This window comes from uncultured Catenibacterium sp. (genome assembly GCF_900540665.1).
GTDB lineage: Bacteria > Bacillota_I > Bacilli_A > Erysipelotrichales > Coprobacillaceae > Catenibacterium.
The window spans coordinates 15,165-36,281 of sequence record NZ_UQGV01000013.1 but is presented as its reverse complement, the minus strand read 5'-3'; the positions used below and the strand labels follow the sequence as shown (position 1 = coordinate 36,281).

Sequence of the window (21,117 nt, the reverse complement as noted above, 5' to 3'; positions counted from 1 at the left end):
TGCCGCCCTGTCACGGCGGAGGTCGCGGGTTCGAGCCCCGTCCAGACCGCCATTTGTAATTTGACACTTCTTCGGAAGTGTTTTTTTGTATCTAGAAATATAAAAGAAGACCGAATGTTATTTACATTCGGCCTTTTGTTTAGAATAAGATAACTAATAACGCAAATATATTGTTTGTCATATGTGTGAGAATAGAAGCCCAGATATTATCTGCACTTTCATATATATACGCAAAAACCAACCCTGAACAAGCATATGGTATCATCTGTACCATCTCAAAGACATTACCCGCAAAGACTGAATTCATCACATGAATAAAGCCAAATAAGAAAGCAGAGACAACGTAAGCTAAGAATCTATTATATTTACGTAAACCTGTAAAAATAACGCCTCTAAAGATTAATTCTTCCCCTATTGGGGCTAAAAATCCTGTCACAAAAAACATAATGGCAGGAATACTTTTAGTGAGTGATTCTACCTGCTGCTGATTCACACTTGATGATTGATCCACAAACAGTTTAACTATACTGCTTCCTATCGCATTGGCACAAATATTAAGGAAGAATCCTAAAAAGCATCCTGCAACAATAATAGAAAGCTTGTTATTCATAAAATCCTTCCACTGACGTCCGATGAACTTTCTTAAGATGATCACTGCAACAAGTGCGGTAATCAAATCTATCACAAAGTTCAGCCAGATTGTTGCAGTATTAGCAGCAACTGAAAGATTAAATGTTAAGATTGCCCATTTTACAATCGCTATTCCAATATAACTATTACAATAGAAGAATAATGGAAGCAAGATGACACATCCTAATACAAGTTCCTGACCTGAAAGTCTTCTAGTAAAACGATCTATTCTTTTTCTCATTAGATTCTCCCTTCATCATAGAACTTATAAGCAATCTCTTTATAGAATAATGCATGAACAGTAATATAAGCAGGCTGGTATGTATAAGCACCAAGTGCCGCACTCAGAATTGAACCAAGTAACCCAGCAATACCATTATCACCAAACACGCCACCAATCATACCGCTAATGAAAGCACACAGAATAATCCAGCCAACAAATGTAAGATTGATAAGGAATAAATCTGCGCAATGACCTTTCATTAAGGCAAATGATTCCTTAAGTGCTGCAAAGCCTTTAATACCATATTCCTGATGTAAATAAGTCATCGCAAACATACGTAATTCAACCCAGATTATTATAAATAGAAAGGCAAAAAACAACACAAACAATAATATCCCACTTAGTGCTGATAGACCTGAAACAAACCCTGCAATAGGTGAAACTCTATAAGGATCACTTATGAGTGCAAATAGACCACCAAATGAGCCAAAAGAGCATGCCAATATAAGTACAATAAAAATAATTGATATAACGAAGATTACAAGCACTTTTGTAAGATATGTTGGTAAATATTCAAGCCAGTTCACAACACCATAGACACCATCATTATCTGATAATTCATATTCGCGATCAGTGACTACTTTTAGTCCCGCTACAACATGTCCTTGTTCTACCGCAAGTAATAACGCTGAAATAATCAAATAAATGATATGCATCATCCCGTTACCTGAATTCAACAAGCTAGGGAATGCTGAAATAACACCTATTATTAAGCAAATACGTGATAAACTCGTTTTGTTGACGCGTGCTATTTCTCTAGCACGCTGTTTGATCATTGAAATATTCATAACTTAATCCTCCTTGATCAGATGTTCAATTAATGCGATGACTCGCTCTACATTCTTCCCATCCTGATATTTAAAGAATTTATTTTTAAATCGTTTGATATCATAATGTTCATTAGAATGTATTGCTTCTGTTAACTCTTCTTCATTATAGCATAACGGACCAGGCATTTCTTTCTTATAGTCCACAAAACATCCAAGACGATGCATATAATCCTTTAAATCAGGCACAAAGAAATACATCGGTTTATCTAAGATAGAATAATCAAAGATAATAGAAGAGAAATCTGAAATAAGTGCATCACTTACCACAAATAAGTCATACGTATTTTCATGACTCATATTAAAGATACGCCCTTCTTCTTCTATCGGTATATCTTTCATAAGTGGATGATACTTATAAAGAAGTACTGTATCCTCATCAAAAGTATGAATGAATTTCTTTCCATCAAAATCGACTGCTTTGAAGCCTTTATAAATATTCCCTCTAAAAGTGGGTGCATAGAGTAAGATCTTCTTATTTTTAAGTTTTGGATATTTTGAATAGAAACGTTCACTGACTTCCTTTTTATAATTTTCATCAAAAAGATGATCTACTCGAGGCATTCCTGTAACAAGTACATTGTCTCTTTCTACAGAAAAGGCAATGGAATAAGGTTCAATCCAATAATCACTATTCGCAATAACATAGTCATAGTTATTAATAGGATATTGTCTTTTGACTGCATTTCCAAACTTCTTGATAGCACCTGCTGCATGCCATATTTCAATAACCTTGACACCTTTTCTCTTATAATGTGAGACAACATAGTTATTATCATTAATAAGTACGATATGAGAGGTGTTAATCACAATTATCTGTTTTATACAGTTAAGAAGATATAAGAAATCATTCCATACTGATTTTTTATCATAATGGATCAATACTGTCTTAATAGAATAACGAGATGAATCAAGATGATTATAGATATCTAAAAAGTCTTCTCTTAAAACATTGTCTTCTAGTGACACAAAAGCAATCTGATTCTTTTTAATAGGAATAAGTGATACAAAGATGTTCACAAATGAAAGAATGATGTTTAATACAATTTTCTTAAGCCCCATGCTGTTCACCTAATAATATATCAATGACACGTTTGCTGGCATGTCCGTCTTCGTGGTTATTAAAACGTTCATTGAAGCCTTTTAAACGGTCATAATCAAAATCATGTATATGAATCTTCTCAAGTAGTGTATCTTCATTTTCTACCACATCTCCTGGAAGATCCTTATAAATATCTAAATAGAAGCCTCTTAATTCATCACGATAGTTTTCTAGATCATACATATAGAAATAGATTGGTCTTTTTAATATTGCATAATCAAAGAAGACACTTGAATAGTCAGTCACTAAGACATCCGCAATTAAGTAAAGATCTGCAATATCTTCTTGAGGATCTACATAATAAACGAAGTCTTTCACTTCATCTAAGTTAAAATCATTCACAATCAAATAATGAGGTTTAAATACAACAATATATTCATCCCCTAATACTTCCTGCCATTTTTTAAAGTCAACTTCTAGCTTAAATGTGTAACCCTTCATATCAAATGAATTATCACGCCATGTAGGCGCATAGAGTAAGATTTTCTTATCTAGAGGTAAATGCATTCTATTCTTGATTGTTTCTACATCTTCTTTTGTATAATTAGATAATATATCATTTCTTGGGTAGCCTGTTTCAATTAGTCTTTCCTTATTGATTCTAAAAGATGTCTGGAAGACTTCTGTAGTAAAAGCACTTGGAGAAATCATATAGTTGTATTTAGAGACATCATTGTCATAAGTGGCACGCATTTCTTCTACAGACATGCCAGAACGATAGAATGTTGTCCCTTCTGGTACTTCAATATCATGAGCCAGCTTCTTTAAAGGTGTACCATGCCAGGTTTGCAAGTAAACCTGGTTATCCTTCTTCAGTACATATTTAGGAAGCTTACAGTTAGAAATCCAATATTTACTTCTTGCAAGATAAAAGAAATAAGGAATACTGAAGTATTCAATAATCTTCGCATTTGGAATAGTGAGATTTTTTTCTTTATGATGCTTTATCGCATATATACAGCGATATGAGGCATATTCTTTATGTTCAGTGATATATTGGTGTAATGCCTTAGGATTATCTGTATAGCCACGACCATGGAAAGATATAAATAAGATTGTATGATCATCACATGGTATGAAGCGATAAACAATTCGATATAATAAGCGAATCAATTTACCTAATATTTTCTTAATCAATTTCATGATGATATTCTCCTTTATTAGGGTCTATTATAGTGAGAATGACTGTTCTAGTCAATCAAACTGATAGAAAGAAAAAGCTCCCTGTAAAGGAAAGCTAATTCTTTTCAAATACTGTTTCAACAACTCTCTGTGAAGAATGACCATCTTCCCAGCCGCAGAACTTGTCATAGAAAGTGACATAACGATTTGCATATTTCTCAGTGATTTCATCCATATGCTTGATTGTGTCAATAACTTCATCTGTTGTGAATACAAGTGGGCCTGGAAGTTCTTCTTCCATATTAATATAAAAGCCTCTTAATACATCACGATATTTATCTAAATCATATGTATAGAATAACATTGGACGTTTTAAGTTAGCAAAATCAAAGAATACACTTGAATAGTCAGTAATCAAGATATCACTCATCAAATAGATTTCAGTAATATCATCATACTTACTTAAGTTAAACGCAAAACCATCTAAACCAGTCAAATCAAGAACATCTGCAATATAATAATGTGTTCTTAGGATAATGACATATTCATCCCCTAATTCTTTTCTCATCTGTTCAAGATTAAGCTTTAACTGGAACTTATAAGCACCATTACCATAATATTCATCATCTCTCCATGTTGGTGCATAGAGAATAACTTTCTTATCTAATGGAATACCGACCTTCTTCTTAAGTTCAATCGCAATGTCTTCTTTATGAGGATCAGATAATAAGTCATTTCTAGGATAACCTGTATCTAACATAGTATCTCCTTCATCCCTATACATAAAGCAGCTCTTGAATATTTCACTAGAGAAGGCATTAGGCGCAATTAAATAATCCCATTCCTGTTTCTGGCGATAGAACTGTGCTTTATATGTAGGAGAAGCTGCAGTGACTTCTTCCTGGTCAAAGGCTAAACGCTTTAATGGTGTACCATGCCATGTTTCTAAAAAGACCTGTCCTTCTCTTTTACGATACCATAATGGCTGTCTTGTATTGAATACAAAGTATTTACATACAGCAAGATAGTAAGCATATCTACGTGTCATACGCTTAACGACTGTTCCACCATAAGGAAGTTTTGTCTTTGTATCATTGAGTACCCAGACAAATTCATACTGCCCTGGGAAGTTCTTCGCAAGATATTCATAAATATATTTTGGTGAATCAGCATAGCTGGCTCCACGGAATGTTTCAAACATAACAAGATTCTTCTGAATAGGTTCATTTTTATATTTATGTCTATAGAGGTACTTATTCATTTCATTCTTGTTTTTAAGAATCTTTTTAGCCTTTACACCTGCTAAGTGAGTTGCAATGATCTTCTGCGCTTTCTTTAAGTCATGATTCATACATGCTTTAGAAAGACTACGACGATAAAGTGATTTCTTCAATAATTCTGGTTCAATATGAGTTAATACTTCTGCCATTGTATCAAAACGTGTTGTTCTCCACTTATCATCCTCACTTCTTCTCACCTTTTTAGCAAAGAAACTTGTAAAATAGTTTGCCATTTTAGCATTAATATAATAATGAATCTGAGGATAATCTTTAGATATCTCTAAGCAGTAATTATGAGCTTCAATAAATTCATCAAAACGACCATCAGGATCCTTAATCTGAGAAAGAGCAGGACGGTTAATTGGGTCATTATGTTTACGTTTAACTAGAATAGCATCTTCTACAAAAGACACATCATTCGTATATTTTAATAATTCTACGACAAAAGGCGCATCTGTATACCAGAAGAATTCTTCTTTAAAAGAAATATGATTTTCTTCAATAAGTGAACGCTTAATAAGAAGGTTTAAGCATGATACATTTCTTAATGCATGTCTAGTACGAATAAGTAAATCAATCTTGAACTGTTCTGGTTCTTTGTCATAAAGATGTTCTTCCTGATGCTTTTCCACTTTTTCAAGACGATCATGGTCTTTATCCTTTAAGTTTCTTTCAATGTTTGTTTCATCGCTCATTGTTTCATAGACCTGTTTCTTGAACCATGAAACCATTCTTTTACCCGCTACAACTTGATTATTAGACTTTTCTGCTTCTTCCATCAAAGCATTCAAACAGCCTGGTAATACATAATCATCACTATCTAAGAAATAAACATAATCTCCCTTTGAGAGATCAAGACCCATATTTCTCTTTTTACCTACTGATGCTTCTCCTGATTCAATAAAAGTGATTGGTAAGTCATATTTATGGATTTTATCCTTCACATCTTCAATAGCATCTACAACTAGAAGCACTTCATAATCAGACAATTTCTGATCTTTAATACTTTCTAAGCAATCATATAAATAATGAATATAACGATTAAATGGTATGATAATTGATAATTTCATAATTAAACTTCCTTCCCTATATTTAAAAAGGCAGGTTACCCTGCCCTTTGTTTATCTAGTCTTAATAGCAGCAAAGAGCTTATCACCTAGTGTACGACGAGAATTAGGAATAACACGCTTTGCGAATTTTTCATCACGTACTTTCCTTTTCTCTTTTGCAGATAAATGATTGTAGTACTCTACATAGTCAGCATAATGATCACATACTTCATCAATATCTCCATATTCACGAAGCATGCCACCTTCAATCCACATAGCACTATCACAAAATTGACGTACCTGTCTTAAGTTATGTGAAATAAAGATAATGGTTTTACCTTGTTCTTTTAACTCAGTCATCTTATTCAGACACTTTTCCGCAAAACCCTTATCACCTACACTTAACGCTTCATCGACAATCATAATATCTGGATCAAGACAAAGGTTAATTGAGAAACCAAGTCTTGATTTCATACCTGATGAATATTTCTTTACAGGCTGATACAGGAAGTCACCAATTTCTGCGAAATTAATAACACCTTCTTTAATCTCTTCTATACGTTTCCTAGAGAGTCCTAATAAAGCACCCTTTAATTCGATATTCTCAAGTCCTGTCAACTGTGCGTTTAATCCTGTATTAATAGCAATAAGTGCCTGAGTTCCATTCACAATAATTTTTCCTTCATCAGGATCGCAGATTCCAGCTAGAATAATAGACATAGTAGATTTACCAGAACCGTTTGTTCCTAGAATACCTACAACCTGACCTTTCTTAACCTGGAAGTTTAAATCCTTTAAGGCATAGAACTTGACATCACTTTTTTTCTCTTTAGATCTTAGTTCATATATTTTAGAAGCATGACGTGCTTCAATTGCAATATTTGAATCCATAACGCCTCCTAAATAAAGTCTACAAACTTAGATTTGAATTTATACATAATACAGCTGCCAAATACAAATAAGAAAGCTGTAATAGCCCAGAAACAGAAAGCAGAATATTTATAATACATAATTCCACGATGATAGAAGAAACAGTCACGATAGCCCTGAACAATATAATAAATAGGGTTAGTTAACATGATTCTCTGTAAAATAGACGGAAGACTCTTCACGTTCCATAAAATTGGAGTCATGTACAATAATAAACGCATAATAGCAAGCACTAGTTTTCTTGTATCACGTGCAAGCATATTAAGTACAGATGTTGTCATAGATAACGAAATCGAGAAGACAACACCACAGAAACAATAGTAAATAAGTCCTACCCAATGCAATGATGGATAATAGCCAGCAAAACAGAATAAGAGTGTCAATATACACATCAAGCAGAAGTGGTCAAACAACTTAGAAAGTACCACTGTAGCTGGAAGAACACTGACTGGGAATTTCATCTTAGTAATAATATTTATTTTAGAGAAGATAGCATTACACCCTGCTGTAATACATGGAGAAATAAAGAACCATACAACCATACCTCCAAGCATCCACCAGATATATTCAATACCATCTACTGACTTACGATTTAATACTAATCCAAATACAAACCAATATGTTAATACCTGAATAATTGGATTCGCAAAGTTCCAGAATAAGCCTAACTTTGAGTCACGCATGTCAGCTAGTACTTCATATTTCGAAATAGAATAAATACGAAACAAGTTCTCGCTGTTTTCTTTGATTACATATTTTACAGCTTCTAACACGTTGGATCCTCCTTAATAATCTATCTTAATATTTATACAGCATTAGACTTCAAAAAGCAATATTAGCCTTTTTTATTATACTTTATTTACATAAAAAATACCATGATTAAAAAAAGGAGGGATATCCCCTCCTCAAATAATTATTTAGTCATCCAGCTTTCATCATGTGGATCAACTTTCCATGCTTTTAACTTTTCTAATGCTTCTTCTTTAATATAGTTGTGTTCAACAGCAACAGGAAGAAGTGCATCATAGTTAGATAAAGTCACGAAATGACAATCCTTATCAGCAAAATTCTTAATAGAATCCTTTAAGCCATAAGTGAAGATAGCTACTAATCCTAATACTTCACATCCAGCTTCTCTTAATGCATCTACTACTTCTAAAGAAGATCCACCAGTAGAAATTAAATCTTCTACTACGACAACCTTCATACCTTCTCTTACAGCACCTTCAATACGGTTCTGACGTCCATGAGACTTGTTTGAACCACGTACATATCCCATTGGTTTATTTAAGATATCAGCCACTAATGCAGCATGAGCGATACCTGCAGTTGAAGTACCCATTAATACTTCACAATCAGGATAGTTTTCCTTTACTAATTCAGCTAAACCTTTTTCGATATCATTTCTTACCTCTGGATAAGATAAAGTTAATCTATTATCGCAATAGATTGGTGATTTAATACCTGAAGCCCAAGTAAAAGGTTCATCAGGGCTTAAGAATACAGCCTTGATACTTAATAAATCTTTCGCAATTAATTCTTCTCTATTCATTATTATTCTCCTTGAAATTGATTAAATACTTCTTTATAAGCAGCAACTGGATCAGCTGCTTTAGTAATTGTACGACCTACTACGATATAGCTAGAAGTCATATCCTTAGCCATAGCTGGTGTAGTGACACGCTTCTGGTCATCTTTTGCATCACTGGCAAGTCTGATACCTGGAGTCACTGTTAAGAAATCTTCTCCTACAGCATCATGAATACCTTTAGATTCTAATGGTGAACATACAACGCCATCTAATCCTGCTTCTTTCGCATTCTTAGCCCATCTAATAGCAACATCCTGAATTGGTTCATGAATACCTAATTCATCATCTAATACTTCCTGGCTTAAAGAAGTAAGACATGTTACTGCGATACATAAAGGACGATCCTTGCCCTTTTCTTCTTCTAAACCTTCAATTGCTGCCTGCATCATAGCCTTAGAACCTGAAGCATGAACATTAACGATATCAACATCAAGACGCGCTAAGTTCTTCATAGCCATCTTTACTGTATGAGGAATATCATGCAATTTTAAGTCTAAGAAGATTGAATGTCCTCTTTCTTTGATGGCCTGAATGATTGCAGGTCCTTCTCCATAGAAGAGTTCCATACCTACTTTCACAAAGAGCGGTTCATCAAATTTATCTAGGAATTCAAGAACATCTGCTTTGTTTTTAAAATCGAGTGCAATAATTACTCTGCTTTTAGTCATAAACTACCCTCCAATTTTTTTATTCTCTATGAAGTATATCATAAAACATATAAACCTGGGAGACTTTTAAAAATAATAATCTAAAAACTTGTCAGATGTTTTGGCGAATATATTGTAATAAACAAACAAAAATGATATAAATTAAAAATGAAAGTTTTTTATAAGGAGTGAATATTTTGAACAAATCTAAATCAATTGTCAAGCAGGCTTCTATTCTAGCACTTGCTGGTATACTTGTACGTATTATTGGTGTTCTTTATAGAAGTCCATTAACCGCTTTAATTGGTGATGAAGGGAATGGTTATTACTCTACTGCATATAATATTTATGCAATGGTACTGCTTATTTCTTCTTACAGTATTCCAACCGCAATCTCTAAATTAATTAGTGAGAAGCTCGCTCTTCATCAATATAATAATGCACGTAAGATTTTCAAATGTGCACTGATCTATATTACTGTTGTTGGTGGTTCTGCAGCAATACTTACATTTATCTTAGCCCCTTGGATTGTGACAGAAAATGCGGTATTCGCATTAAGAATTCTTTGCCCTACTATTTTCTTATCCGGTTTAGTCGGGGTATTAAGAGGTTATTTCCAAGCTTATTCAACAACTGTTTATACATCTGTTTCTCAGATTATCGAACAGTTATTAAATGCCTTTGTGTCTGTAGGTGCTGCTTATTTATTTATTCAGCCATATGCAAATAATCATACATTACTTGCTAGCCGTGGTGCAGGAGGAAGTGCCTTAGGTACAGGTTTTGGTGTTCTTGTTGCACTTATTTATATGGTATGTGTTTATTTAAGAAAAGGCAGACATATGATTGATGAAACAGATGCAGATCCTCGTGTACAGTCAGGACATGCTATATTCCGTTCTATCCTTAATATTGTCACACCAATTATTATTTCTACATGTATCTATAACCTTGTTTCTACAATCGATATGTTTATCTTCTATGGTATCATGCAAAGACGTGGTGTAGAACTGATTGAAGTTGTTAAACTTTATGGTGTTTATGCAGGTAAATATGTTGTCTTAATGAATGTCCCTGTTGCGCTTGCAAGTGCAATGAGTACAGCAACTATTCCTGCAATTTCTAGTTCTTATGCATTAAAAGATTTCAGGGAAGTACGTGCCAACATCAAGAATAGTACTTTTATTACTATGCTTATTTTAATACCTGCAGCTGTAGGTATGGGTGTACTCGCTTATCCTGTTATGGGTCTTATTTTCCCACAGCCTAAGACATTGAAGATTGCCTCTACTGCCCTTACTCTTGGTGCACCTGCGATTGTACTTTATGGTTTGTCTACTTTATCTAATGGTATCTTGCAGGCGATTGGCGCAGTTAAAGTACCTTTAAGAAATGCTGCCAAGGCATTGATTGTCCATGTGATCATCCTTGTACTGATGCTTGTATTAGTGCCATCACAGTTCCTTGACGTTGGTATTTATCTACTTGTTATTGGGACTTCACTTTATGCCTTACAAATGTGTGTCACTAACCAGTTCGCCTTAAATCGACTCGTAGGTTATCATATCAATTTTAAAACTGCTGTTTTATTACCATTAGTTGCTTCATTATTTATGGGTGCATGTGCTTATGGTACTTACTATCTTCTTTTCAAGGTATTCCATCGTGTCTTTATTCCACTTATCCTTGCAATTATGGTTGGTGTGGTTGTTTATTTCTTCAGTATACTATTTATCTATAAAGATCATTTAGAAATGTTGAATGGAATCCCTTATATAGATAAGATTATTCGTAAACTATTCAAAAACAAAGCATAAAAAAGTCCAGACAATTTTATTGTCTGGATTTTTTTTATGCCTTCTTTTTATCAATTAAATCACATACATCCTTCATTGTATGAATAGACATTAATTCTTCATCAGAGAATTCAATTCCTAATTCTTCTTCTAAATCCATAATTAAGTCTACAACATCAAGAGAATCAATACCAAGGTCTCTTAAGTTAGAATCTAATGTTAGTTCCTTGCCTTTTAATTTGCTGCTTAAAGCTTCTTTGATTTTATCAAAATAGTTCATGTTGTTCACCTCACAACATCAATTATAATACAACAATCCCCAAAATTACAATATACTTGTCACATAATCAAAAAATGCATTAATAGCTTCTTCCTGGCGTCGGTAATAAGTTGCACGAGAATAACATGTCTTCCACCAATGCTTATGTTCGTAGAAATAATCTTCTAGTATGATATGATAATACTCATTACCAATAATGGATTGTGACTTTTCTATAAAGATAATTCGTTTGGTAAGTTCCTGTTTTAAGTGTATTCTATTAATTAAATAATCTTCTTTAGAGGAAGAAGATGTTTGATAATAGTCCTCATAGTTGATAGAAGGATAATAGTTTGCCTGGTTTAATGAGTTGAGTATATTCTTGTCCTTCCCATATTGTTTTAGCAACAATCTAATAATTCTTATTTTTTCTTTCTTTGTCATAAAAAAAACACCTCCTATAGGGTATATACCCCATAAGTGGTGTTTTTTCTCATTAAATAATAAAAGATTGTTTAATATCTTCAATATCTTCTTCAGACATACCAATATGATATAGGTAAGCTTTCGCACTGCCATAGTGTTCTCTTAGATAATCTAGGAAAATCATCATATAACGTGGTGAAGATGTAAGATAACTTTCTGTTTCTTCATCCATCATCTCTTTAAGTGCTTCGATAATTTCCTGATTGTTAGCATATGATTCACTATAGTCCTTAACGATATCATGATCATGACATCCTGCAAGTTCTAATAGTAATGCTGTAATAATACCTGTACGATCTTTACCTGCACTACAATGGAATAAGACACCTTCATAGAGATGATCCTTAAATACATCAAAGACAGCTTTGATCTGTTTCTGATGTGCTTCTAACATATAAATATAAACACCACCAAGATCCTTATATTCCTTAACTTCACTAGGCACTACCTTTACGACTGCATCATCCATTAAATTGATTTCAATATTTTCTACATCACGATAATCTTTAAATGGTGATGGCTGAGCCTGTTTTTCAAAATCAGAACGTAAATCAATAGTGACACGTACACCATAATCATAAAGCTTTTCTAGATCCTCATCAGTTGCATTTGCTGGTGATGAAGCACGAATATAATGATGGCTTTTTGTATAATAGCCTTCCTGTGTTTCATATCCACCTAGATCCCTTGTATTTGTCATCTTATCTAAAGCGATTAAACGCTCTTCACTTGTCATATATTGCATATTCTACTCCTCAAAAGGTCTTACTCTTAATGTAACACCTATTTCATCTGTAATTTTCTGACATGCCTTAATCTTTTCTTCTCCAATAATATCAACAACAGTTAATACAACATTTGGAACATAAGCTTTACACTTTTTCGCAAAATCAAGCATATCGTCAAAAGAAGAGATACCAAACTTAGAACGAGTGAGTTCTAAGAATTCTTCTTTTGTAGGGGCATTTAACGAGATAGAGACTGTATCAAAACGTCCTTTGTATTCTGGAGTGACATCTCTACCATAAATATCATTCGCTAAACCATTGGTATTAATACGAATTTTCATATCTTTCTTAATATTACGGATATAATCAATGACTTCTTTGATATCATCCCATCTTTCCATTGGTTCACCAAATCCACAGAAAACAATTTCTTTGAAATCATTGAGATCATACTTCTTGAATTCTTCAATAATCATTTCTTTAGAAGGCTCTTCCTTCAACCATAAAGAATTGTTTTCCATCATTTCTTTTGTCTGTCTTAAACAGAATGTGCATGCACATGGACAACGGTTAGTTGTATTAACATAGCATGTTACTCCTTTAGTAGAGTCTAAATGTGAAAGATCAATATAAGTATTATTGTAAAGTGTATATAAAATAGTCATTTTAAAAGTCTCCTAATTCACTTAAATATTGTTCGAAACATAAGCCATAATAAGTAGGTGTCCCTATTTCTTCACTATAGGCGATACATTGAGATGAGAATTCAGTTGCCTTTTGTACGCAATCATAGAAAGAATGATTATTTAAATAGCCTCCCGCAATAACACTTGATACAACATCCCCTGTTCCACTACGATCTGGTCCAATACGATCCACAATAATACTTGACGTTTTACCATGATCATAAATGAAATTCATAATATGTGAGGCGTCTATTGGTATTCCTGTTACTACAATCATCTGTGGTCCCTTTAATGAAAGTTCATGACACATTTGTCCTAATTCCTCTTTGGAAGGAATGACTTCAGGATAGTCACGATCAAGTAGTGTTACTAGTTCTGTCAGGTTAGGTGTGAGAATATCTGCATAATGAACAAGATTCTTCATACTCTCTGCCATTTCTTTACTATATGTCGCATATAAATGTCCATGGTCTCCCATAACTGGATCTACTAAGACAAATGTTTCTTTACGTTTAAAGGATTGAATGAAATCAATAACGATTTCTACTTGTTCCTTTGAACCTAGAAAACCAGTCGCAATACCATCAAATTCTAGTTTCAAATCCTTATATGTCTGAATATATTCAGGCATATGTTTAGTATAATCATCAAAGTGATATACAGGAAACTGCGTATGGGTTGATAATATAGCTGTAGGTACTGGTACAGCCTGAATACGCATAGTTGATATAATTGGAGCCATAACCGCAATAGAACATCTTCCGAAGCCTGTTATGTCATTGATTAAAGCCATTCTTTTTTGTCTCATAGTCTTACCTCGTACAAGTATTTTATCATATCGACACTTTTTTTCAATAAAGATATAATAGAGATGAGGTGAATAGAATGGATTTTAATGAAAACAAATTAGTGGCTGAAAAATATCAGAATGACTGGCTAATAGAGGAAACATATCGACAGAGTGATTTCCATCAATGTCAGTTTGATAATATAACAACTCAGGATATTATATTTGAGAATTGTTATTTTTATCAGACAGTGTTCAATCGATGTGATTTATCAAATATCAAATTTAATAACTGCATGTTCAGACAGGTGCAGTTTAATAATTGCAAGTTATTAGGAAGTGATTTTTCTGAATCAAGTTTTGATCATGTTATTTTTAATGATTGTCTATGTCATTTCGCAAATTTCTCTTTTATGAGAAATAGAGAGACATTATTTAATAACTGTGATTTGAATCAGGCTATTTTTCAGGATACTACATTGACTAAAACAAAATATAAGGAATGCAGAATGATTCAAACAACATTCCTTCATGCATCACTTAAGAATATAGATTTATCAACATGTCTTGTTGAAGCTATTGAAACAACGCCCCAGGATGTGAGTGGTGCAATCATCGATGAAATACAATCATCTGCTTTTATACATTTGTTGAATATAAAAATAAAAGAGGCATAATAAAATGCCTCATTTAGTGAAATTCATATTCTCAAGATAATTTTTTCCTGCTGTCATGTCATATTGGGCAAGCTTATAGTCATTATATAATTCTTTTTGTGATGATGAAAGATCGTTATATTTGATTATTTCTCCATTATCATTAATCAAAGCTGCATCAGATTCTTCTTTAGAACCTGCTGCGGCTTTTGTAGTTATAACAGGTAATTCATCTAGAACCTTTTCTAATAATGCACTATAGGGTGTTGTTTTAGTTAAGGTTTGTTTTTGTACGAGGGACATAAAATCAGTAGGTGCTACAAGATCATATTGTTTATAGATTCTTCTACCAAAATGTCTTCTTGCATATCTATTAGAATAGATAAAATAATCTGTCTGATGAAGAACAGCATTATTGTTTGTATCCCAATAAATACCAGGCAGATGATCACCATAGAAGACAAATGTAATAGGCTTATTGATACTATCTATCTTTTCAATAAAGTTCTTGACTGCAACATCTGTATGATGAAGTCCCATCACATATTCTTCAACCATTCCTCTCACATAGTCATTAGTGACTGCATTACCACTTGCTGCATATTTTTCTTTACCATTGTAGTAATTGTTGTCATACGGCAGATGATTCTGCATAGTGACTAGGTTGATGAATTTACTAGCTTGAGCATCTACAATTTCATCTATTGTATTTGCATAAGCTGTTTCATCTGATAAATAAGCACTGCGCTCAATAGAAGATTGGTGTTTGATTGGATATTTAGACCCCAAATACATAAACTTATTAAAGCCAAAGTTTTGATAAACTGTTTGACGACTATAATAAACACCAATATATGGATGAATCGCAACCGCCTGATTAAATAGACGAGAAAAAGCATAGGCATGATTTTGAGTTGTTACGAGCTGCGTATAAGGTGTTAAAGCAGCAGAGAAGAACCCCTGATTTAAACCAGTTAAAGCCATATATTCCATATTAGCTGTTCCTCCTCCATAACCTGTACTATACATAAGTCCCGAAGTCGTTGTTTTCATTAAACTTCTAATATAAGGAATAGGATCATTTGCAAGAGTAAGTTCAGGGATACGATATGGATCAGCAAAGCTTTCTGATAATCCCATAACTACAATCTGATCATCCCAGTCATTTCTTCTTCGCTTATTAATTCTAGCAGATTCTTGTGCATATTTCTTATAGATTTGTGTCATTGTTTCTTTACTATAATTTTCTGGTTCATCCATAACAGAAACATCAATATTATTGAGGAACTGTAAGAGAGGTCCATTAACTTTTGCACCAAATAGCTGATTAAAGAAATAAGGTTGATCTCCTAGATCACGCATTAACGTGCTGACATAAGAACCTTCATGATTGAAAAGAAGTGTACCACTAAAGAATATAGAAGTTACAAGAACCCAGATGATGCTCTTTTTAAGAGACATATGAATTAGATAAGGATGCTTCTTTTCTAAATAAATAATTAAAATAACTACAAGAACTACTAAGACAATAGTAGCAATAATGATATTTTTACCCATCATTCCAAGTAAACTCTTCCAGGCTTTAATCATTGCAAGGTCTCCTGGAATAATTGGTTCTTCACGATAAATAACCTTCAAGCGATTGGCTACTGTAATAACAATCTGAGCAAAACCAGTAATCAAGACAGATACCCAATAATGTCTTGTAATAGCCGTAAGGAAACGTGCTACTAAGACAAGCATGAGCGCGTTAAGTAAGACAAAGAATTGTCTTGCAAAGAGTGTGTACCAGAAGATATTGTATGTTTCTATCGCATTGATTTCAATATTGTAACTTGTATTCATTGCGATAAATGATGCATAAGAAAGAATGTAAGCACATAGCAGCATAATGATATTGATTCTATGATTCTTTAAATACTGCTTGATCAATCGAGATTCTTTAGTTAACCATTCATTACTTAATTCAAAGTCACTAAAATGTTCTTCTATTGAGTTAACTATTGTTTTAATCTGTGGAAGCTGTTTAATAAGGAATGTGACTAAGAAAATGACAAAGACAATGACTAAAGCTTCTAATGCACTTAGTCTAAACAGTTTATTAAATGATGTTCCTACAAGATCTTCATTCCAGGATATGATATTTTCTAATCGTCCTGCTCCAATTAAGACAAGAGAAGCAATAGGAATATAGCGCATAAAAGACCATTTATTAGAGAAAAATGGAACATTTCTTAAAAGACGAATAAAATAAATAGCAATCATTACTTCAAAGAATGAAGTAGATGTAGTAAAGCGTAATGCAGTGGACATATCTCCATGTACAATCTTAGAACACAATGGCATCATAGTGACACATAGCACGTTCATTAAACAAAGAAGAATTAAAGAAATGATTGAAAAATGTTTTTCTTCTGATGCTTCGATTACACCTAGATAAAATAATATAAATGTGAATGGAATACTATATCCATCACTTAATCCTAGTGAGTCAATACCACTTAGTGTTGGTAAAAGAAGAAGTGCTAAAAGAATCCATTTTAAATAGCGATGGTTTACCTTCTTCATAAATGGATAACAAATCAAAGAGAGAATAACACCGGTGATTACAGGTGATACATTTCTAATTATTGGTAAGAAGATTGAATAGATTGCATTTGTATCGATTTTTTTGGTAAGCAAAAAACAAACTATTGTAGAGATGAGTCCTACAACAACTGTATAAAGCCATAGTTTAAGTGCTTCTGCAAGACTATTTTCTTTTTTAGAATAAATATATCCTAAAGATATAATAACAAGGTCTAGCCCTATAAGTGTGATGGTATGCTGGACCTGGATAGTACTCATTAAAGTACCTACTTTACTTATATTGATCTGTTTTGCATGGGATGTCCAAAAGAGCTGATCAAGAAGCATCAGTAGAGTCCCTATTATTAAAGATAGATGCGCTGTATGTGTCTTTTTCAAGTTATTTACTCCTTTTTTTATCTAACGCTAAACATTATATCATCTTAACAAAAAAATAACATTAAACAATGCAATAAAAATGCATAAAAAAAAGGGACATGATAATTGTCCCTACTTCTATAATGTCTTAGAAAAAATCATCAACATCGGGCATATTTCTAATCTTCCTGCAAGCATATCAAAGCTAAGTACAAGCTTAGAAAAGGCACTTAGACTTGAGAAGTTACCTATCGGACCAACGATATTTAATCCTGGGCCAACATTATTTAAACATGTAGCAACAGCAGTAAATGCAGATGTAAAATGAACTACAAACTCCATGGCTTCCACTTCATCATCAGCAAGTTTATAGAGTGTTCTCAAGCCTTAATCGATATCATTATTTTCTTTAGAACGGATATATCCAACAATCTGTGATGCAGAAATAGATTTTGAATCAACAATTGTATCTATAGGTAATGATCTGCAATTAGTTTAAGAGGTGTGCGATTCACTTTTACAATAGCTTTTCTTACACCTAACTGTTTACCCATTAATCCTATCTTCATCCATACCAGTTTAGCAAACAAGTGTATCGTCTGTGATGATATAATCAAGAAATGTACCATTTTCAATGGCATCATTAATATTTTCACGTGTCCAATGTCTGATATGATTATTCATAATTCATTGTTCTCCTAAGTTTTAAAAAATAAAGCTCTGCATTGCAGAGCTTTATTTTAATTCTAATGTCTGCAGAATAAGTGCAAGGTCATCGTTTGTTAAATTACAGTTTTCGATTAAGTTTTCAAGTTGATCACACTGTTCACCGCTACCAATGACGTTGAAACGACTGCGCCAGATGGTCGGTAAGATTCTATCATCGTTATCAGGGTCATAATGGCCAAATGAACGTTCCATGTATTCATAGGCGATAGGATTGACATCCGGTTTAAAGAATGTACAAATACGATTGAACAACCATTCCGGGTCGATGTTTGAGATGAAACCGTCATATCCGTCAGCTTCGATATTATCTTCGAACCCAGCCTGAATGAAAGCCTTCCGGCACTGTTCCTGATATGGTCGGTATTTTTTACGAAGTTCAGGGTTACGCTGGATGTCTTTAGCTTTGATGCATTTAAAGTCAACCTCTGGATGTTCCACATCTAAGAAATGACAGAATGTATTAATCAATTTAATGGGAACAAAGGTCAAAGATTCTTTGTCTGTAAATTTCATGTTATCAAGTACCATGTTAATGCTCCTTTCTGAGTTTGATTGTTTTCTGATAATTCAATTATACAACACATATCTTTATAATAAAAGATATGTGTTGTACGATAACTTAATATTGTTTGATAGAACGTGCAATGTCACGTTTGGTCTGTTTCTCTTTCAAGGCATGACGTTTGTCATAATTGTTCTTGCCTTTACAGATGCCAACGATGACTTTGATTTATCCGTTGTGGTATGTGACAGCGGTCGGAACCAGTGTGATACTATCCTGCTGGTTTTTCGCAAGCAGTTTGCGAATTTATGATTTGCGAGCCAGAAGAACACGTTCACGTGTTTCATCGACGTCATACTCGTTTGCTGTATTCCATTTTGTAATGTGCATTCCACGGATAACAACCACATCAAGGCCTTCTGTTGATAAGTATTGTGTGATAGGATGTCTGACTTTTCCTAAGCCAACAACTATAATATGCATATTTTAGACATCACCCCTTAAAGAGTCAATCTATTTAAAAAACATAAAAATCCCAACAAATTCTTGTTGAGATTCATTTTATTAATATGCTCTTGCAAAATAAACTATATGTTTTGCTTTTTTACCACAGCATGGACATACGCCATCTGCTTCTTCATGTTCATCGATACAACGTGAAGTAGCCTGATAAAGTTCCTTGATCTTTAATTCGCATGCTTCTTCACCACACCAGTTCATCTTGACATAGCCACCCTTTTCATCTAATACTTGACCAACTTCTTCTAAAGTATTTACACGAGTAATATGGCTATTTAAGAATGCTGCTGCCTTATCATACATTTCCTTATGGATTGTTTCTAATGTATCATGAATTGCCTGTGGAAGGTTTTCATCTAAGTCCATCTGAGTCTTGACACCATCATTACGTTTTACAACAACACAATGACCGTTTTCAATATCACGTGGTCCTACTTCAATACGTACTGGAATACCACGCATTTCTGCTTCAGAGAACTTCCATCCTGGTGATTTATCACTTGCATCTACACTTACTCTCATACCAGCTGCTTTTAACTGTGCTGCAATTTCATCTGCTTTTTCAAGTACGCCAGCCTTCTTCTGCTGAATTGGGATAATAACAACCTGTGTTGGAGCAAGTCTAGGTGGTAAAACAAGACCATTGTCATCACCATGAACCATGATGATTGCACCTAATAATCTTGTAGAAACACCCCATGATGTCTGATAAACATGCTTTAACTTGTTATCCTTATCTAGGAATGTCATGTTGAATGCTTTCGCAAATCCCTGACCGAAGTAATGAGATGTACCAGACTGAAGAGCTTTACCATCATGCATTAATGCTTCAATAGTATAAGTTTCTTCAGCACCTGCAAATTTTTCTCTTTCAGTTTTACGTCCTGTTAACATTGGGATAGCTAATAATTCTCTTGCAGTTTCTTCATAGATATCTCTCATCATCAATGTTTCAGAACGTGCTTCTTCTTCAGTAGCATGAATTGTATGACCTTCCTGCCATAAGAATTCAGAGCCACGTAAGAATGGTCTAGTAGTCTTTTCCCATCTTACAACTGAACACCACTGGTTATATTTCTTTGGAAGATCACGATAAGAATTTACAATCTTAGCATAATGTTCACAGAATAATGTTTCTGAAGTAGGTCTAACGATTAAGTGTTCTTCTAAATCATCCAAACCACCTTTAGTAACAACTGCACATTCTGGTGCAAATCCTTCTACATGATCCTTTTCTTTATTTAATAGAGATTCAGGAATCAACATAGGCATATAGACATTCTGATGTCCTGTTTCCTTAAATCTCTTATCCATATAACTCTGAATCTGTTCCCATAAAGCATAACCATATGGGCGATAAATAATGAATCCTTTTACACTAGAGTAATCCATTAATTCTGCTTTACGACATACATCTGTATACCACTGAGCAAAATCAACGTCTCTTGGTGTAATTGCATCATTTTTAATATTATTTTTTGCCATAACTTTCTCCTCTCTTGTACGATAATATTATAACTATTTTTGTGAAAATGAAAAGGATTAATCCAAATCATGATGAT

The 21,117-nt window shown here is 33.6% G+C and carries 21 protein-coding genes; 2 read left to right on the top strand and 19 right to left on the bottom strand.

The genetic code is table 11. From position 1 onward, the window contains the following. Positions 1-139 precede the first annotated feature (139 nt). The 9 genes from QZQ55_RS03140 to pyrF all read right to left on the bottom strand — a co-directional run bounded on the left by QZQ55_RS03140 (position 140) and on the right by pyrF (position 9,482). Complete coding sequence (locus tag QZQ55_RS03140) at positions 140-871, bottom strand: CPBP family intramembrane glutamic endopeptidase (RefSeq protein ID WP_295089787.1); 732 nt, start codon at positions 869-871, stop codon at positions 140-142. Continuing rightward, entirely contained in the window at positions 871-1,701 is an 831-nt protein-coding gene (locus QZQ55_RS03135) for a DUF975 family protein (RefSeq protein WP_295089783.1), read from the bottom strand. Before QZQ55_RS03135 ends, QZQ55_RS03140 begins: the two co-directional genes overlap by 1 nt. Before the next feature lie 3 nt (positions 1,702-1,704). Next, on the bottom strand, positions 1,705-2,802 hold the full coding sequence (locus tag QZQ55_RS03130) for a CDP-glycerol glycerophosphotransferase family protein (RefSeq protein ID WP_295089781.1): 1,098 nt from the start codon (positions 2,800-2,802) through the stop codon (positions 1,705-1,707). Continuing rightward, positions 2,792-3,985, bottom strand: coding sequence for a CDP-glycerol glycerophosphotransferase family protein (locus tag QZQ55_RS03125; RefSeq protein WP_295089779.1), 1,194 nt, complete (start codon positions 3,983-3,985; stop codon positions 2,792-2,794). Before QZQ55_RS03125 ends, QZQ55_RS03130 begins: the two co-directional genes overlap by 11 nt. A 94-nt stretch (positions 3,986-4,079) precedes the next feature. Then, positions 4,080-6,314 carry a CDP-glycerol:glycerophosphate glycerophosphotransferase gene (locus tag QZQ55_RS03120; protein ID WP_295089776.1) on the bottom strand — a complete coding sequence of 745 codons (2,235 nt, stop codon included), beginning with the start codon at positions 6,312-6,314 and terminating at the stop codon, positions 4,080-4,082. Positions 6,315-6,365: 51 nt separating this feature from the next. Beyond that, positions 6,366-7,184, bottom strand: a complete 819-nt coding sequence (locus QZQ55_RS03115; protein WP_295089773.1) for an ABC transporter ATP-binding protein — start codon at positions 7,182-7,184, stop codon at positions 6,366-6,368. 8 nt (positions 7,185-7,192) lie between these two features. Next, complete coding sequence (locus tag QZQ55_RS03110) at positions 7,193-7,996, bottom strand: ABC transporter permease (RefSeq protein WP_006505260.1); 804 nt, start codon at positions 7,994-7,996, stop codon at positions 7,193-7,195. A gap of 140 nt (positions 7,997-8,136) precedes the next feature. Further along, the gene (pyrE, locus tag QZQ55_RS03105) at positions 8,137-8,775 is read right to left on the bottom strand and encodes an orotate phosphoribosyltransferase (RefSeq protein WP_295089771.1); all 639 of its coding nucleotides are present in this window, start codon (positions 8,773-8,775) and stop codon (positions 8,137-8,139) included. A gap of 2 nt (positions 8,776-8,777) precedes the next feature. Next, positions 8,778-9,482 (bottom strand): orotidine-5'-phosphate decarboxylase, encoded by a 705-nt coding sequence (gene pyrF, locus QZQ55_RS03100; RefSeq protein ID WP_055234752.1) that lies wholly within the window; start codon positions 9,480-9,482, stop codon positions 8,778-8,780. Positions 9,483-9,649: 167 nt separating this feature from the next. Between pyrF and QZQ55_RS03095 the strand changes: the two genes are divergently transcribed. Then, the gene (locus QZQ55_RS03095) at positions 9,650-11,278 is read left to right on the top strand and encodes a polysaccharide biosynthesis protein (protein ID WP_295089768.1); all 1,629 of its coding nucleotides are present in this window, start codon (positions 9,650-9,652) and stop codon (positions 11,276-11,278) included. Positions 11,279-11,312: 34 nt separating this feature from the next. On the opposite strand, the gene QZQ55_RS03090 is transcribed toward QZQ55_RS03095, so the two are convergent. Genes QZQ55_RS03090 through QZQ55_RS03070 form a run of 5 tightly spaced genes read right to left on the bottom strand, consistent with a single transcriptional unit; the run spans position 11,313 to position 14,224 of the window. Continuing rightward, on the bottom strand, positions 11,313-11,537 hold the full coding sequence (locus QZQ55_RS03090) for an acyl carrier protein (protein WP_215656692.1): 225 nt from the start codon (positions 11,535-11,537) through the stop codon (positions 11,313-11,315). 45 nt (positions 11,538-11,582) lie between these two features. After that, a complete protein-coding gene (locus tag QZQ55_RS03085; protein WP_295089765.1) occupies positions 11,583-11,960 on the bottom strand; it encodes an MG284/MPN403 family protein in 378 nt (125 codons plus the stop codon). Positions 11,961-12,012: 52 nt separating this feature from the next. Continuing rightward, on the bottom strand, positions 12,013-12,747 hold the full coding sequence (locus QZQ55_RS03080; protein WP_295089762.1) for a tyrosine-protein phosphatase: 735 nt from the start codon (positions 12,745-12,747) through the stop codon (positions 12,013-12,015). A gap of 3 nt (positions 12,748-12,750) precedes the next feature. Continuing rightward, positions 12,751-13,395, bottom strand: a complete 645-nt coding sequence (locus QZQ55_RS03075) for a TatD family nuclease-associated radical SAM protein (RefSeq protein WP_295089759.1) — start codon at positions 13,393-13,395, stop codon at positions 12,751-12,753. A gap of 1 nt (position 13,396) precedes the next feature. Next, positions 13,397-14,224 (bottom strand): pyridoxamine kinase, encoded by an 828-nt coding sequence (locus tag QZQ55_RS03070; RefSeq protein WP_295089758.1) that lies wholly within the window; start codon positions 14,222-14,224, stop codon positions 13,397-13,399. Between the two features lie 77 nt (positions 14,225-14,301). Between QZQ55_RS03070 and QZQ55_RS03065 the strand changes: the two genes are divergently transcribed. Further along, positions 14,302-14,880, top strand: a complete 579-nt coding sequence (locus tag QZQ55_RS03065) for a pentapeptide repeat-containing protein (protein WP_295089755.1) — start codon at positions 14,302-14,304, stop codon at positions 14,878-14,880. Between the two features lie 9 nt (positions 14,881-14,889). On the opposite strand, the gene QZQ55_RS03060 is transcribed toward QZQ55_RS03065, so the two are convergent. From QZQ55_RS03060 to proS, 5 genes are all read right to left on the bottom strand, one after another. After that, positions 14,890-17,826, bottom strand: a complete 2,937-nt coding sequence (locus tag QZQ55_RS03060; RefSeq protein ID WP_295089752.1) for an LTA synthase family protein — start codon at positions 17,824-17,826, stop codon at positions 14,890-14,892. Between the two features lie 117 nt (positions 17,827-17,943). Next, on the bottom strand, positions 17,944-18,189 hold the full coding sequence (locus QZQ55_RS03055) for a potassium transporter TrkG (RefSeq protein ID WP_295089749.1): 246 nt from the start codon (positions 18,187-18,189) through the stop codon (positions 17,944-17,946). Positions 18,190-18,540: 351 nt separating this feature from the next. After that, positions 18,541-19,023 (bottom strand): hypothetical protein, encoded by a 483-nt coding sequence (locus QZQ55_RS03050; RefSeq protein WP_295089746.1) that lies wholly within the window; start codon positions 19,021-19,023, stop codon positions 18,541-18,543. Between the two features lie 130 nt (positions 19,024-19,153). Next, entirely contained in the window at positions 19,154-19,255 is a 102-nt protein-coding gene (locus QZQ55_RS10840) for an SsrA-binding protein (protein ID WP_363128269.1), read from the bottom strand. Positions 19,256-19,600: 345 nt separating this feature from the next. Then, a complete protein-coding gene (gene proS, locus QZQ55_RS03045) occupies positions 19,601-21,040 on the bottom strand; it encodes a proline--tRNA ligase (protein WP_295089744.1) in 1,440 nt (479 codons plus the stop codon). Positions 21,041-21,117: the final 77 nt, after the last annotated feature.

Excerpts from the sequence above, each read along its gene's own strand:
- QZQ55_RS03080 (WP_295089762.1), bottom strand. The coding sequence starts at position 12,747 with ATGCAATATATGACAAGTGAAGAGCGTTTAATCGCTTTAGATAAGATG.
- QZQ55_RS03115 (WP_295089773.1), bottom strand. The coding sequence starts at position 7,184 with ATGGATTCAAATATTGCAATTGAAGCACGTCATGCTTCTAAAATATAT.
- pyrE (WP_295089771.1), bottom strand. The coding sequence starts at position 8,775 with ATGAATAGAGAAGAATTAATTGCGAAAGATTTATTAAGTATCAAGGCT.
- pyrF (WP_055234752.1), bottom strand. The coding sequence starts at position 9,482 with ATGACTAAAAGCAGAGTAATTATTGCACTCGATTTTAAAAACAAAGCA.
- QZQ55_RS03070 (WP_295089758.1), bottom strand. The coding sequence starts at position 14,224 with ATGAGACAAAAAAGAATGGCTTTAATCAATGACATAACAGGCTTCGGA.
- QZQ55_RS03130 (WP_295089781.1), bottom strand. The coding sequence starts at position 2,802 with ATGGGGCTTAAGAAAATTGTATTAAACATCATTCTTTCATTTGTGAAC.
- proS (WP_295089744.1), bottom strand. The coding sequence starts at position 21,040 with ATGGCAAAAAATAATATTAAAAATGATGCAATTACACCAAGAGACGTT.
- QZQ55_RS03085 (WP_295089765.1), bottom strand. The coding sequence starts at position 11,960 with ATGACAAAGAAAGAAAAAATAAGAATTATTAGATTGTTGCTAAAACAA.
- QZQ55_RS03065 (WP_295089755.1), top strand. The coding sequence starts at position 14,302 with ATGGATTTTAATGAAAACAAATTAGTGGCTGAAAAATATCAGAATGAC.
- QZQ55_RS03075 (WP_295089759.1), bottom strand. The coding sequence starts at position 13,395 with ATGACTATTTTATATACACTTTACAATAATACTTATATTGATCTTTCA.
- QZQ55_RS03125 (WP_295089779.1), bottom strand. The coding sequence starts at position 3,985 with ATGAAATTGATTAAGAAAATATTAGGTAAATTGATTCGCTTATTATAT.
- QZQ55_RS03090 (WP_215656692.1), bottom strand. The coding sequence starts at position 11,537 with ATGAACTATTTTGATAAAATCAAAGAAGCTTTAAGCAGCAAATTAAAA.
- QZQ55_RS03140 (WP_295089787.1), bottom strand. The coding sequence starts at position 871 with ATGAGAAAAAGAATAGATCGTTTTACTAGAAGACTTTCAGGTCAGGAA.
- QZQ55_RS03120 (WP_295089776.1), bottom strand. The coding sequence starts at position 6,314 with ATGAAATTATCAATTATCATACCATTTAATCGTTATATTCATTATTTA.
- QZQ55_RS03135 (WP_295089783.1), bottom strand. The coding sequence starts at position 1,701 with ATGAATATTTCAATGATCAAACAGCGTGCTAGAGAAATAGCACGCGTC.